The 14,506-nt window shown below is 62.2% G+C and carries 10 protein-coding genes and 5 pseudogenes; 13 read left to right on the top strand and 2 right to left on the bottom strand.

What is annotated here, in order from left to right:
* Nucleotides 1–50: 50 nt before the first annotated feature.
* Nucleotides 51–1,125 (bottom strand): annotated as a pseudogene (locus ACZY0R_RS43435) (IS630 family transposase).
* Between the two features lie 754 nt (nucleotides 1,126–1,879).
* On the opposite strand from ACZY0R_RS43435, the gene ACZY0R_RS43430 reads away from it, so the two are divergent.
* The 4 genes and pseudogenes from ACZY0R_RS43430 to ACZY0R_RS43415 all read left to right on the top strand — a co-directional run bounded on the left by ACZY0R_RS43430 (nucleotide 1,880) and on the right by ACZY0R_RS43415 (nucleotide 4,307).
* Nucleotides 1,880–2,320 carry a zinc-finger-containing protein gene (locus ACZY0R_RS43430; RefSeq protein WP_488868015.1) on the top strand — a complete coding sequence of 147 codons (441 nt, stop codon included), beginning with the start codon at nucleotides 1,880–1,882 and terminating at the stop codon, nucleotides 2,318–2,320.
* A gap of 193 nt (nucleotides 2,321–2,513) precedes the next feature.
* Nucleotides 2,514–2,738 (top strand): annotated as a pseudogene (locus ACZY0R_RS43425) (ISKra4-like element ISBte1 family transposase); the annotation flags it as partial.
* A gap of 12 nt (nucleotides 2,739–2,750) precedes the next feature.
* A complete protein-coding gene (locus ACZY0R_RS43420; RefSeq protein WP_488868013.1) occupies nucleotides 2,751–2,909 on the top strand; it encodes a RidA family protein in 159 nt (52 codons plus the stop codon).
* Nucleotides 2,910–3,161: 252 nt separating this feature from the next.
* A complete protein-coding gene (locus ACZY0R_RS43415; protein WP_488868012.1) occupies nucleotides 3,162–4,307 on the top strand; it encodes a GGDEF domain-containing protein in 1,146 nt (381 codons plus the stop codon).
* A 516-nt stretch (nucleotides 4,308–4,823) separates the two neighbouring features.
* Here the strand turns inward: ACZY0R_RS43415 and ACZY0R_RS43410 are convergent.
* A complete protein-coding gene (locus ACZY0R_RS43410) occupies nucleotides 4,824–5,840 on the bottom strand; it encodes a GlxA family transcriptional regulator (protein ID WP_488868010.1) in 1,017 nt (338 codons plus the stop codon).
* 182 nt (nucleotides 5,841–6,022) lie between these two features.
* Between ACZY0R_RS43410 and ACZY0R_RS43405 the strand changes: the two genes are divergently transcribed.
* From ACZY0R_RS43405 to ACZY0R_RS43365, 9 genes and pseudogenes are all read left to right on the top strand, one after another.
* Nucleotides 6,023–8,434, top strand: a complete 2,412-nt coding sequence (locus tag ACZY0R_RS43405) for an acylase (protein ID WP_488868008.1) — start codon at nucleotides 6,023–6,025, stop codon at nucleotides 8,432–8,434.
* Between the two features lie 258 nt (nucleotides 8,435–8,692).
* Nucleotides 8,693–8,860, top strand: a pseudogene (locus ACZY0R_RS43400) (PDDEXK nuclease domain-containing protein); the annotation flags it as partial.
* A complete protein-coding gene (locus tag ACZY0R_RS43395) occupies nucleotides 8,838–9,023 on the top strand; it encodes a PDDEXK nuclease domain-containing protein (protein WP_488868051.1) in 186 nt (61 codons plus the stop codon). The pseudogene ACZY0R_RS43400 and the gene ACZY0R_RS43395, both read left to right, overlap by 23 nt.
* A 175-nt stretch (nucleotides 9,024–9,198) precedes the next feature.
* Nucleotides 9,199–10,225 (top strand): annotated as a pseudogene (locus tag ACZY0R_RS43390) (IS110 family RNA-guided transposase).
* A 478-nt stretch (nucleotides 10,226–10,703) separates the two neighbouring features.
* Nucleotides 10,704–11,069, top strand: coding sequence for a type II toxin-antitoxin system RelE/ParE family toxin (locus ACZY0R_RS43385; protein WP_488868006.1), 366 nt, complete (start codon nucleotides 10,704–10,706; stop codon nucleotides 11,067–11,069).
* Nucleotides 11,062–11,382 carry a helix-turn-helix domain-containing protein gene (locus ACZY0R_RS43380; protein WP_267600531.1) on the top strand — a complete coding sequence of 107 codons (321 nt, stop codon included), beginning with the start codon at nucleotides 11,062–11,064 and terminating at the stop codon, nucleotides 11,380–11,382. Before ACZY0R_RS43385 ends, ACZY0R_RS43380 begins: the two co-directional genes overlap by 8 nt.
* Before the next feature lie 223 nt (nucleotides 11,383–11,605).
* On the top strand, nucleotides 11,606–12,058 hold the full coding sequence (locus ACZY0R_RS43375; RefSeq protein WP_488868004.1) for a hypothetical protein: 453 nt from the start codon (nucleotides 11,606–11,608) through the stop codon (nucleotides 12,056–12,058).
* 19 nt (nucleotides 12,059–12,077) lie between these two features.
* Nucleotides 12,078–12,592 (top strand): annotated as a pseudogene (locus ACZY0R_RS43370) (transposase); the annotation flags it as partial.
* A 117-nt stretch (nucleotides 12,593–12,709) separates the two neighbouring features.
* A complete protein-coding gene (locus ACZY0R_RS43365) occupies nucleotides 12,710–14,449 on the top strand; it encodes an IS1634 family transposase (protein WP_488868002.1) in 1,740 nt (579 codons plus the stop codon).
* Nucleotides 14,450–14,506: the final 57 nt, after the last annotated feature.

The raw sequence follows: 14,506 nt of genomic DNA, 5'->3' as shown, positions 1-14,506 counted from the left end.
GGCAGGCGGCCGAGCGGGTCAAGGCCGAGGCGGCGCTTGCGCGCCAGTTGCTAGTGTAGTGTTGCATTCTGTTTGGAACTTAAGCGGCGGTTGGCGCGAATGACCTTCTGCAGGATGTCGCGAGCGCTCTTGGTCCAGATGAACGGCTTGGGGTTGGTGTTGTGGTGAGCGATGTACTCGTTAATGGCGGCGACCAGTTCCGGCACGCTGGTGAATACGCCGCGGCGAAGTCGCTCGGTTGTGATGTCGCGAAAGAACCGCTCGACCATGTTCAGCCATGATGCCGAGGTGGGCGTGAAGTGCATGTTGAATCGCGGATGCTTGGCCAGCCAGTCCTGCACCGCAGGATGCTTGTGCGTGGCGTAGTTGTCGGCGATCAGATGCAGCGTTTTGTCCTTGGGCGTCTCGCGGTCGATCTTGCGCAGGAACTTCAACCACTCGGTATGGCGGTGGCGCTGCTGGCACTGGGCGATGACCTGGCCATCGAGCACGTTGAGCGCGGCAAACAGCGTGGTCGTGCCGTTGCGCTTGTAGTCGTGAGTCATGGTGGCCGCGCGCCCATTCTTCAGCGGCAGCCCGGGCTGTGTGCGATCCAGCGCCTGCACCTGGCTCTTCTCATCGCAGCACAGCACAAGCGCGTGCTCGGGTGGCGACATGTAGAGGCCCACGATGTCTTCAAGCTTCTCGACGAACTTCGGATCGCGCGAGACCTTGAAGCCGCGCACGATGTGCGGCTTCAACCCGTGGGCGTGCCAATGGCGCATGACGGTGCTGGCGCTCACGCCCAACTCGGCGGCCATCTTGCGCGTGCTCCAGTGCGTGGCCGCTTCGGGCTGGCTCTGGGTGGTCAGCGTCACGAGGCGAGAGACGTCCACCTTGACCGGCGGCGCGCCACGTGGACGGTCGCGCTCAATGCCCGCCAGCCGCGATTGGGCATAGCGCTCGCGCCAGCGCGAGACCTGCACCCGGCCCACGCTCAGTTGCGCGGCAATGTCCTTGCTCTGCATCCCCTCAGCCGCAAGCAGCACGCTGTACCAGCCTCACACTGGTCAGCTTCGAACGAACCAGTCTCGTCAATTCGGCGCGCTCTTCGTCGGTCAGCACAATCTCAGGGGCAACTCGCATTCACTCTCTCCACTCTGCCTCATAGTGGAACCTTGGAGGCATGCGAATATTATACGTTCATTCAAGAGTGCAACACTACACTAGCAGAATTGCCGCTTGGCGTCGCGCGAGCGGACGGATAGGCGACGATCCGCGCTGGGCTTGGGGTCGCGCCGATCGCAGGCAAAAGAAAGCCCGCTGAGAGAGCGGGCATGAATCCCTTAGGAGAAAGGGAGGAGACGAACGTAAGTATAAACCCTTATGCGAATTCTTGCGGAGTGACGCATCATCGTGAATCCGCATGCCAATACGCCGCCTTGCCTGCAACTCCTCGCCGTGTCGCGTCAGGTTATCGGCACCTGGAAGGCAATGATTTGGTCACTCGAGCGTTTCTATGTTCGCGCCAGAGTGCATGCAGAAAGCAGGCGCGGCAAGAATTGATCGCACGGCAAGCATTCAGTCCGAGCACACCTTCTTGACCGGGGCGTACCTCGAAGGGCCGGGCGGTTCCTCGTGTCGACGTCGCGGCCAACGCGCTGTACCGGCAAGACCAGTCCCTCTCGCCCGCGTCTCCGACGACGGTGCTCAAGCAAGCTAGGAGGGACAGAACGATGCACCACCCAATCGGCAGACTGGCATAGCAGCAATTTCGACTGTCGCGGACCGAAGGATGCGACGACACGGTCGCGCTGACGATCCTCGTCAATGCGGCTTGCCTTTGTCCCCGTACCGTAGAATCGCTTGCGTCCCTTGTCCCGTCCCTGAACGTCACTAAATGCGTGTTGGCCGCCCCGTCCCCGCACCTCCTCAGCCCAGTTGCGACTACTGCGGCGCCAAGGCGCTTCTCGCTCGTGCAGACGATGAAGCGTATCCCTATCTCGAAGACCATGGTCCTGTGTGGATCTGCTCGCCGTGCGGGGCATGGGTAGGGGTTCGGGCACGTAGCAGGCGCCAGGTGCCCCTTGGGCGATTGGCCAACGCGGCGTTGCGCGACGCAAAAAGCCGCCTGCACGATGCGCTCGAGCCGCTGGTAACCGCGAAAATGCGGCGCGATGGTGTGAATGCCTTCGAGGCCCGCGGCAAAGCAATGAAATGGGTGATTGCATCGTTAGGCTTGGAAGTCGATACCCCGAGCATCCATGCGCTGTCGCTCGAACAATGCGAGCAGGCGATCCGTTACATCGCGGACTTCCGGGCGTCTCGCCGGCCTTCCTAATGTCATTGCATTTCGCGCCGATGATCTGATGTTTTCCTTTTGGAATGTGTTGAAGACAGTCCTTCTAGCTTGCCCACACAACGCATGAGTTTAGACATAATTGCCGGTTATATCGCACGACCGGACCGCCGTCACCGCAAACCGTCCCGGTTTCCCCGAAGTGGAGCGAAGCTGAGTAGCGCGGCGCCGCAGCCGGTATCGCCACGGGGAGCCCATTGCATCGGGCTTTGTCGAGTCGGCCGTCAACCAGGTGATCAGCAAGCGCTTTGTCAAACGCCAACAGATGGCCTGGCGGCCGCGGCACGCGCACGCACTGCTACAAATCCGGACGGCCGTGCTCAATGACCAGCTCCGATCGCACGTTGAACGATGGTATCCCTCCATCGCCAGAGCAGACAACCACCGCATTGCCGCCTAGTAAGCCGCCGCTTTGGAGCGGTCCTCCGATATTGGCGAGTGGCAGGAGTTCAACGCGGTCCACAAAGGCTTCCTCGAGCCACCCTATCCGGCGCGCAGCGCGCTCGGTGCCAATGACCTGGCGCTGGGGGCGCGGGTCGACGTGGAGTGCATGGCGGTCTTTGCTGGCTGAGCGCTGCCCGGCGTACTGCTCCCGAGCCAAATCGCGTATGCTTCGCCTTGCCTCGCGCGGGCGCAGGAAGGTCTTGCGCCCGTAGTTTCCCCAATTCACTTCCCCTGCGGGGGATTGCCGATCTCCACGTGCCACGGCTAGCCTTGCAGGATGCAATGCCAGCTTGATTGAGCACACTCACATGACCGCATTTCCTACACTATCCCGACCGGTCACCGGCCACGGTCAAGCCTACATCTCTACGGCTGACCAATGCTAAACCTGGACCTGCGCTCCATGTCGGCGATGACGGGGATGATCAATATCGCCCTGGGCATCATCCTGCTGGCCTTTCGCCGCGCCTATCCTGCCTCCATCAAAGGGCTGCTGCCCTGGGCCCTGGCACCGCTGCTTTGCGCGCTTTCCACCGCCTTCTATGCGATGGATGGGCAGTGGCCGGCCGTGCTCGTCGCGCTCGGCGGTAACGCGCTGCTGCTTTCGGGCTGCTCACTGTTCTACTTCGGCAGCCAGCGCTTCTACGGGGTGCCCTGCACCTGGAAATGCTGGCTCGCCCTGGGCATTGGCTGCCTGGCTGGCATCACCTGGTTCCTGCTGGTCCATCCCGACTACCGGATCCGCGTGTTGCTGCTTACCACGGTGCTGGCGGCAATATGCCTGACCCATGCGCGGATGACCTGGCAGCACGGCCGGGGTTTTGCGCCGCGCTTCATGGCGGTTGTCCTCGCTTTCCAGGGGCTGGTCCTGCTGATGCGGGCAGCGACGACGCTTTTCCAGGATGCTGTCAATACCCCGCGGTTTTCCCCTTCGGCTATTCAGACCACGTACATTGCAGCGTATTGCTTCGCGTCGCTGTTCGTCTGCCTTGGCCTGCTGCTGACCGTGAGCGAGCGGTTGCGCGCGGAGTTCGAGTACCTGGCGCAGCGCGATGACCTGACAGGCGTACTGAACCGCCGGGCTGTGCTGCACGCAGGTAGTAGTGAACTGAAGAACCGGCGCGGCAGCGGCCAGCCACTGTCGTTGCTGCTGATGGATATCGACCACTTCAAGCGCATCAATGACCAGCACGGACACCTGGTGGGTGACCGCGTGCTGGCTCATTTCGCACAAACCGTGGGCCGGGCGCTGCGCTACACGGACTATTTCGGCCGTTTTGGCGGCGAAGAGTTTGTCGTGCTGCTGCCGCATACCGGCATGGAGGCCGCGCTTGCCATGGCCGAGCGCGTGCGGCAGGCAGTGGAGCAGCAATCGGCCATCGCGGGGCAGCCCGCCTGCACGGCAAGCCTGGGGTTGGCCAGCATCGAGGCCGGGGAAGCGACCCTTGACGAATTGCTGGCGCGTGCCGATTCGGCGCTGTATCGCGCCAAGGCTGATGGGCGCAACCGTGTTGAGGCAGGCTGAGCCGGGGCTCCCGCATTTCAGCGGGCGCCGGTCACTTGCCCGCGGTTGCCTGCACGCTGAAGCGAGCTTTTTTGGGGGCTTCGCCGATTTACGGGGAAAGGGGTTGACGCTGGTCTGCTTCGGCGGTGGTGCTGGCGGATGGTATTGGCTGTTGAAGTGAAGCGCACAAAATTGATCGCTACGGCCTTGTGACACCGGGGTGTCAGCGCTAATCACACAGCGTTTCGGCACGCTAGCGCAGCTGCATCACGCGATAACGAGGGAAATCCTGGAAAGCCGCGCCAATATTGGCTTGCAGCCCGTTGCGTTTATTTAACATAACCTTTATGCGGCGAATTTTGCTTGTAGCGGCAAAGTTGTAATGCCGACCGGGCATCTGAACTTGGCCTTGACATTCGCCTAGCGTACTTTAATTTCCCTTTTGTCAAACGCCCCTATTTCAACGACATTAGAAATATAGGTTCGACGCAAATGAAAATTAGATGACGCCCGTCCATCTCACGACCACAGTCCCCCTCAGCCCGCCCGCAATTCCGCCCGCACCGAATGCGCCCGCCGATGCGCGCCCGGCGTCTGGCCCGTATGGCGGCGCACTAGGTTGCGGAAGGCGGACATGTCCTGGTAGCCGCATTGTTCGGCAATGGCGGTCAGGCTGAGCGTGGAGACTTCCAGCAGGTGGCAGGCGCGCTCAGCCCGCAATCGGTGCAGGAACTGCAGCGGCGACATGCCCACAGTTTTCATGAAATGCCGCAGCAGCGTGCGTTCGCTGGTGGACGCCACCGCTGCCAGCCGGGGCAGGTCATAGGGCTCGGCCAGATGCTGCTGCAGGTAGCGGCGCGCGCGCAGCGCCACGCTGAGGCGCTGTGCGTCGCCGGTCTTCAGCCAGATGTTGACTGTCTCGCCGCGCTCTGGCTGATCCAGCAGGGCGTTGCCCAGCGTGCGGGCCAGGGCGTTACCGGCGGTATGCGCCACCGCCTGCAGCAACAGCGCATGCATGCGATCCAGCGCACGGGAACTGAGCAGGTTGCCGCTCTTGACCACTGGCTGGTCGGCCTGCAATCGTCGCGCGGGTTCGCTCAGCTGCATCCAGTTGGCAATCAGCCACGGCACCGCCAGCTTGCGCTGTGCCGGCAAATCCATGGCTACCAGAAGTGCCACTGCCGTGAACGGCGCCACCACCAGCGCCCCCCGCGTAGCAACTGCCGCAATGGCGGCGCGTTCGCGGTCCAGTAGCGACAGCACATGTTCGAGCCCGGCGATGTGGTCAAACAACGGTGGCGCGATCACCACCATGGCGTCCTTTCCTGCGCCGGCCAGTTCTTCCAGCGGCACGCACGGGCAGCGCAGCACGCTGGCCAGCGCCTGCCAGCGTTGCGGCTCGGCTACCGCCAGCCGCCAGCGAAATGGCGCCGCCGTGCCGCGCCGCCGGCTTTGCATAGAGGCCAGCGTGTTGGCAATGTCGAGCATGTCGACCGCGGTGGAAAGGGCGGAGACAACGGCCGAGGGGTAGCACAGCAGATAGACGTCCGGCATGGCGCGGCGGGTTGTTGTTGGGAAGGTGTCTACCCGATGGCGGGAACACCACCAATTGTGGCGGAATCCGCTCTACCTGTCACGGCCCCGATGCCCGACCATGTCAGCGGCACCATGGCGCGTCGCCTGTTGGCGCGCAACGTTCCATGGGCCCACAGACACAAGAACGAGGAGACAACACAATGAAGCAACGCATCGTGCGCGGCGCGACCGCACTTAGCGGCGCCGTGCTGGCGGCCGCCACCCTGGGTGGCTGCGCCACCGCAGGCAGCGACAGCGCCAACTGGAGCGAAAGCGAACTCAATGCCGAGATCCGTCGCACCGCCTACGGCATTCCCCATATCAAGGCAAACGACTACGCCAGTCTGGCCTTTGGCATGGGCTACGCATACGCGCAGGACAACGTCTGCCTGATGGCCGACCAGGTCGTCACGGTCAGCGGCGATCGCTCGCGCGTGTTTGGCCCCGACGAAAGTACCGAGGTGTCATTCAAGCGCATCAAGAACAGCGAATCCGACCCATTCTTCCGCGCCATCATCGATGACGACGCCCTGCGCGCCGGCTACGCGCAGGCCTCGCCAGAGGCGCGCGAACTGCTGCGCGGCTATATCGCCGGCTACAACCGCTACCTGCGCGATACCCCGCCCGCCCAACGCCCGGCTGGCTGCCGCAACGCTGACTGGGTGCGGCCCGTTACCGCCATCGACATGTTCCGCCTGGCCGAGGAGAAGAGCATCCAAGCCAGCGCCGGCGCGCTGGCAGCGGGCATTGTCGCCGCTGTGCCGCCCAGGGCCGCGGCCAGTGCCAAGACCGCGCAGCAGGCGGGGGCGGTGGACGTAGCCAGCATCGACTTCGAAGCCGTCAACAACGACCTGCATCTGCTGGATCCGCCGATTGGGAGCAACGGCTGGGCCTTTGGCAAGGAAGCCACCACGAACGGGCGCGGCTTGCTGCTGGGAAATCCGCATTTTCCGTGGACCACCACCAATCGTTTTTTTGAAGCGCACCTGACCGTACCGGGCAAGCTGGACGTCATGGGCGCGTCCATTGCATCGTTCCCCATTATCAGCATCGGCTTTAACAAGGACGTGGCCTGGACGCACACCGTGTCCACCGCGCGCCGCTTCACGCTGTATGAACTGAAACTGGCCGAAGGCGACCCCACCACCTACCTGGTGGACGGCGCGCCGCGCAAGATGACCCCACGCACCGTCAGCTATGCGGCAAAACTGCCCGACGGCCGTACCGAGCAGCGCTCGCACACCTTCTACATGACCGAATACGGCCCGGTGCTGTCCATGCCATCGGCCGGCCTGCCGTGGTCCGCGCAAAAAGCCTACACGCTGCGCGACGCCAACCGCAACAACACGCGTTCGGTCGACACTTGGCTTGATATCGGCCGCGCGCGCGACGTGGCTGGCATCCGCACCGCCATTGGCCGCCTGGGCATTCCATGGGTCAACACCATTGCCACCGACCGCGAAGGCCGCGCCATGTTTGCCGATGTATCCGTCGCGCCCAACGTATCGGCCGCCATGCTCAAGCAATGCTCGCCGGCCGGCGACAGCGCCGCGCTGGCCACCAAGCTGATGCAGGGCACCGGCATGGTCCTGCTGGACGGCACGCGGGATAGCTGCAACTGGACGGTGGACGCGGCATCGCCAGTACCGGGGCTGGTGGCCCCCAACGCCATGCCCGTGCTGGTACGCGATGACTATGTCGCCAACAGCAATGACAGCTCGTGGCTGTCTAACCCCAGCCAGAGGCTGACCGGCTTCTCACCAGTGCTGGGTCCCACCGAAGTTGCGCAACGCCTGCGCACACGCGTTGGCCTGATGGAAATCGGCCGCCGCCTCTCGGGCGAGGACGGCCTGCCCGGTAACCGCTTTGACGTGCCCGGCCTGCAGGCCGTGCTGTTCCGCGACCGCAACCTCTCAGGCGAACTCGTGCTGGATGACCTGCTCAATGCCTGCCTCGGCACCAAAGACGCCGACCTGAGCGACGGCTGCGCGGCGCTGCGCAAGTGGGACCGCCACAGCAACCTCGACAGCCGCGCCGCACCGCTGTTCCGCGAGTTCTGGATGCGCGCCAGCAAGATCCCCAAGGTCTATGCCATCGAGTTCAACTCCACCGATCCGGTCAACACCCCACGCGGACTGCGCATGCGCGATGAGTCTGTGCGCACCGAGGTCTTCAAGGCACTGAAAGACGCCGTGCAAGCCATGCGCACTGCGGGCTTTGCGCTAGATGCGCCGCTGGGCCAAGTGCAGGCCGCCACGGCGCCGGCTGGCCGCATCGCCCTGCACGGCGGTGAGGAATACGAAGGCGTGCTCAACAAACTGCAAAGCACCCCGGTGTCGGACAAGGGTCTGCAGGTCTACTTTGGGACCAGCTACGTGCAGACCGTAGGCTTTGACGAGCAAGGGCCGGTCGCCGAGGCGCTGCTGGTATACGGCCAGTCTGTAGATCAGCAGTCGCCGCACGCCTTTGACCAGATGGCGGAGTACTCCGCCAAGCGATGGGTGTGGTTGCCGTTCAGCGAGCAGGCAATTGCGGCGGACCCACAGTTGAAGGTAACGCGGCTGAGCCAGTAACCCGGCGGCGTTGGGCGCGGGGCCGCCGGCCCCCGCGCCGCCAGGCGTTTCCCGAGATGAGCGGGCTCTCGCGCTCCAACCTAATGGCGATGCGCGCATTCGCCGAATGCATGGCCCGATGCAGCAATTGTCCAACAGCTTGTTGGACAATTGCCCTGGGGACACAATCAGGCGCTGCTGCAGAAGCTCAAATCGATCGAGCAGCGCCAGTGATACACACAGCAAGCGGCCGCGCACGGCTGGTCCCGCGCCGTACTGGTGGCGCAAATAGAAACTCGCCTGGTCGACCGGGCGGCACAGGCGCCAAACAACTTCGCCGCCCAGCTGCCGTCGCCGCAGTCGGACTTGGCGCGAGCCACACTCAAGGATCCCTACGTCTTCGACTTCCTGAGCTTGCGTGCCGATGCGACGGAGCGAGACCTGGAGACAGCGCCAGTCGACCACATTACCCATTTCCTGCTCGAACTTGGGGCCGGTTTTTGCCTATGTTGGCCGCCAGGTCCATCTCGAAGTGGGGAGCGAGGACTTCTATCTCGATCTGCTCTTCTACCACATAGGATTGCGTTGGTGCTTTTTGCTGCACTTTTAAAAGGTAGAGCCGACCTAGTGCGCAAATGCATACGGGAAAAGCGAACAGCATGGATACTGCAACTCCTTGATGGGCAATGATTTTTAGGCCCACGCCGCCATATTTTACTGAGATGGACCCGACGCCTCCCTTCGGGGGACACTGTCGGCATCAACCTGACATGTGGAGGTTCATCATGGAAGTCGACATCCTCGGCATCGATCTCGCCAAACAGGTATTCCAGCTCCATGGCGCCGACCGCCGCGGACGGCCCGTGCATCGAGCAAAGGTCTCGCGTGGCTCGCTCCTGGAGGTGGTGCGCACACTGAAGCCGGGGATGGTTGTTATGGAAGCCTGCAGCACAGCGCACCACTGGGCAAGACGCTTCCAGTCGATCGGCATTGAGGTCCGGCTGATCAGTCCACAGTATGTTTCACCCTTCGTCAAGACCAATAAGAATGACCGCAACGATGCCGAAGCGATCGACGAGGCGGCCAGTCGGCCTGCCATGCGCTTCGTTACAGTCAAATCGGTCGAGCAGCAAGACATCCAGGCTGCGCACCGCATGCGAGCGATCCTGATACGCCACCGTACCGCCATGATCAACCAGATGCGCGGCCTGCTCGGTGAGCGCGGACTCACGATCTCGCGCTCACCAGAGGCGTTCAAGCGCGCAATCCCGGAACTACTCAGCAAGAGCGCCGACGAATTGACGTCGTTCTGCCAGACGCTGCTAACTGAACTGCTGCAGCACCTACACGCGATCGAGGAGCGCGTCCACCTGATCGAAACATCGATCCAGTCGTTCATGAAGCATTCCGCGCTGTGCAAAAAAAATCGCGGAAGCGCCCGGCATCGGTCCGATCACCGCCACAGCCATGGTCGCCGCTGTCGGCGACGCGAAGCAATTCAGGAACGGCCGACATTTGGCGGCCTGGCTCGCTCTGGTACCACGCCAGTACTCCTCAGGGGGCAAGCCTCGACTGCACGGCATCAGCCGGCGCGGCGACACATACTTGAGGACGTTGCTCATCCACGGCGCGCGGGCAGTCCTGCTCTACGCAGCGAAAAAAGCCGATCCATAGAGCGTCTGGCTGCAGCAACTGATTGCGCGACGCGGGCACAATTGCGCGGCGGTCGCGCTGGCCAACAAGAACGCGCGTGTCATCCAGGCGCTGCTCAGTAGCGACTCGACCTTTATGACGCGAAGCGCCGCAGCATAGCCCAAAAAACCGCTTGCAAGGAAGGAGATACCCACGCAGGTTTGCGAAGCTTCTCAAAGCGATGACGAAATTGGTTGAACCAGCATCCTGAAGCCTGTTTTTCGTGCCGGCGGCCGCTATCAGGCATGCCGCGATTTTGCTAAGGACAGGGTGCGCGGATCTCATCGAGGCTGCGGGCGTGCTTCGGCTATCGTCCAAGTGCAAGCCGGATACATGCATGCAGACCGTTTCGACATCACGAACAAGACGCACGAAAGGTACGATCACCCCGACTGGCCCCGATGGTCGGTGCCGAGGGTCGAATGGGGCACATGAATGGAATGCCGAGACCCGGAAGTGGCACGGACGTTCCTTGGGCCCGAGCTGATGGCTACAGAACCGGCGCCGGCCACGCCTCGCAAGCGTGCAACGTCCCCGGTATAGTTGAATAGCATGACACATAGTGCTATGATTTATCGTCAAATAACAGCAACGGCCTATGACGGCACTCGCGCAGCGGGTTTTCAAAACCAAATGGTTCACCAAGGCGGCAAAGGATGTCGGGATTACGGACAAAGAGTTGTGCAAAGCGGCCCAGCAACTCATCGAAGGTCAGGCCGATGATCTAGGTGGCAACGTTTGGAAGAAGCGGCTCAGCAAGAACACGCAGCGCTCAATCGTCATCAATAAGATCGGAGAATTCTGGGTGTTTGTCTTCCTGTTCGCGAAGTCGGATATGAAAAACATTGATGAGCGAGAGCTGAAAGACTTCAAGAAACTTGCCAAGGACTATGGCAAGTTAACTAAGGCTGAAGTCGACGAGTTTGTTGAAGCAAAGAAGTTTGTGGAGATTTACAATGCCTAAGACAAGGTTTAAGAGCGCAGCGTCTGAAGCAATCCATAGCGCGGCGTCGGACCTCTACGACATGAAGGTCATCAGCAAGAAGACCATGCGTGAGTACGACGACCTGTGCATCGAAAAGGCTCCCGAATTCGATGCCAAGGCTATCGCACGCATTCGCAAAGACGTGAAGGTTAGCCAAGCGGTGTTTGCACACTATCTGAACACTAGTGCGTCGACGGTCCAGCAATGGGAGCGTGGCGATAAGAAGCCGAGCGGCATTGCAGCTCGACTGCTGCAAGTTGTTCAGAAGCACGGATTGTCAGTCATAGCCTGAGTGAGGGATGGCCGGGAATCGCAAATATCTTAAGCTTAAGATATTTGCGATTCCCGGCCGACCCACTTGTCCGCCCCCTGGCGGGGCCACTTATGGCCAACACCACGGCCGCCCAATGTCCTTCCCGACAAGCCGTGATACGCTCCCAGTCTTTGTGAACCGACGCCGCCGCCCCGAACCGCGGGCAGCCGTCAAGTCGCCTGACTCCGTGAACGAGGCCCCAATGGAAAAAGCCAGCCACCGCAAGAGAGCTCTGCAATCCGTCGCATCAACACAGCCTGCATCGCTCAGCAACCTCCCGTTCGCTCCCGGATACAACCCGTATGACAAGATTTCGGCAGCCTTGATTAACCTTATTGATCCGTATGCCAGCGATGATCTGTCGCTCGATAGGACGCGCAAGCTGGTCGGCATGGGCGTAATCGCCTGGAACATTGCCTCGACGAGCAACACGCCGGACGAAGCAGAGGCCGAACTTGACCGGTTCATCGGCAATACCCCAGCACTCGGTACATCGGACGGCTCCGCTGCACAGGATTTCCGCGAGGCCACCCTGGCTCTCATCCAGCGCAAGCACATTCTGTTTCCCCAGGATAAGCGGGTCGTAACCTCATATGAAGTCAGTCGTGAGCGCTCCGGACTCCATCTGCGTGTAGCGGCTGTGCAGCACGGTTAGGCTATATGCTATAGGCAGGTACCTGCGCCCGGCCAAGAAGGACGCGGCGTGGCATGCTGCAGCGATCCTCAAGCTGCTGGTCAGTCGCTTGCGCCAGGCGTGGCCGCACACGTGCGAATCTTGTTCCGAGGCGATTCCGGCTTCTGTCGTCCGTTGCTGATGGCCTGGTGCGAACGCCACGATGTCGATTATGTCGTCGGCCTGGCCAAGAAGTCACGCCTGCTCACGTTCTCTCAGTCCTGGCGGGAGGCCGCTACCCAGGCGTTCGAAGCCACCCAGGCGCCGCAGCGGCACTTCGGTGAGTTTGCCTATCAGGCCGGCTCCTGGTCCCGCCTGGGCCGCGTCATCGTCAAGGCCGAGCACAATGCCCAGGGCGCCAATCCGCGCTTCGTCGTGACCAGCCTCGCCAATGCACCGCAGGAACTTTACGAACGCGGCTATTGCGCGAGGGGCGAGATGGAGAACCGGATGAAGGAGAGCGCGCCAAAGCGGGGGCTACGATCAGTCTTCCCTAAACCTAACTTTGGCCCCTGAACTCGCCGGAACCCGCGCCACCGTTGGGTTTCGGCTATTTTTTGGGGTGCATATGTACCCATGTAAATACATTACATTAGCCTTGTTTTTTGCTGAATATGTCCAATAATAGTGTTCATGTATATCGAACACGTCCCCAACCGCAATTCCCCGCCGGCGATCCTGCTGCGCGAGTCCTATCGCGAAGGCAACAAGGTCAAGAAACGCACCCTGGCGAATTTGTCCGCACTGCCGCCCGAGGTGATCGAGGGCTTGAAGGTCTTGCTGCGCGGCGGGGCGGCCGTGGCCTCGGCCGATGAGGCCCTGGTGATCGAGCGCAGTCTGCCGCACGGCCATGTGGCCGCCGCGCTCGGTACGGCCCGCGCCTGTGGCGCGCAACACTGGTTCGCGGCGGCGCCGGGCCGCGTGCCATCCCTGGTCATGGCGCTGCTGGTGGCACGCCTGATTTCGCCCGCCTCCAAGCTGGCCACGCACCGCATGCTGCAGCAAGAGACCGCGGCCCATTCGCTGTCGCGCATGCTCGGCATCGGCGATGTGGAGCCCGAGGAGTTGTACGCCGCGCTGGACTGGCTGGGAGAGGCCCAGGAAGCCATCGAGAAGCGCCTGGCGAAGCAGCATCTGACGGGTGGCACCCTGGTGCTCTATGACCTCACTTCCACCTGGCTGACCGGGCGCTGCTGCGACCTGGCGGCCTACGGCTACAGCCGCGATGGCAAACGCCACGAGCCGCAGATCGTGTTCGGTCTGGTTTGTACGCCGCAAGGACGTCCGGTGGCGGTCGAAGTCTTCGCCGGCAACACCGCCGATCCGAGCACGGTGGCGTCTCAGGTGGAGAAGCTCAAAGACCGGTTCGGGATCGAGAAGCTCGCCTGGGTAGGGGACCGGGGGATGCTGACGCAAGCCCGCATCGACACGCTGTTGCGCCCGGCAGGACTGGACTGGGTGAGTAGCCTGCGCGCCCCGCAGGTAGCTGAACTCGCCCGCGAACAAGGCCCCTTTCAGCCCTCGCTGTTCGATGAACGCAACCTCATCGAACTCACCAGCGAAACGTTTCCTGGCGAGCGACTGGTGGTGCGCCGCAATCCGCTGCTGGCCGACGAACGGGCCAGGAAACGCGAGGCGCTGTTGCAGGCCACCGAACAGGAACTCAACAAGATTGCCGAGGCCACCACGCGCGCGCGCAACCGGCTCAAGGGCACGGAGGCGATTGCCCTGCGCGTGGGCCGGGTCGTCGAGCGCTTCAAGATGGCCAAGCACTTCGAGCTGACCATCACCGACACCAGCTTTGCCTGGGCGCGCAAGACGCTACAGATCGAGCAAGAGGCGGCACTCGATGGCCTGTATGTGGTGCGCACGAGTTTGCCGGCGGCGCAACTGTCAGCCGAGGCGGCCGTGTCGGCCTACAAGGGCTTGGCGGCGGTCGAGCGAGCGTTTCGTTCGCTCAAGACCGTGGACTTGCACGTGCGCCCCGTGTTCCATTGGAATGCCGAGCGCGTGCGTGCTCATGTCTTTCTGTGCATGCTGGCCTACTACGTCGAATGGCACATGCGCGAAAAATTGAAGCCGATGCTGTTTGACGATGAATACATCGAGCTAGCGCGCGCTTCCCGTGCCTCGCCCGTGGCCAAGGCACGGCGTTCGGAACAGGCGAAAGCCAAGGACGCCACCAAGCGCACCGAGGATGATCTGCCCGTCCACAGCTTGCGCACGTTGCTCGGTGATCTGGCCACGCTCACCTACAACATCTGCCACACGCCGCTGAATCCGGAGGCCAAGATCATCATGACCACGCGGCCAACGCCCCTTCAGGACCGCGCCTTCCGCCTCCTGGGCATCAGCCCGGCAGCCCTGCCGTAGCACCTGTACCCAGTCAGCCCTCGCTACGCACTCGCATAACCGCGTGAAATCAACACC

The organism is Cupriavidus sp. F041 (assembly GCF_057814235.1).
Note: the sequence above shows the minus strand (reverse complement) of the source record. Positions and strands in the feature narration are given on the sequence as shown.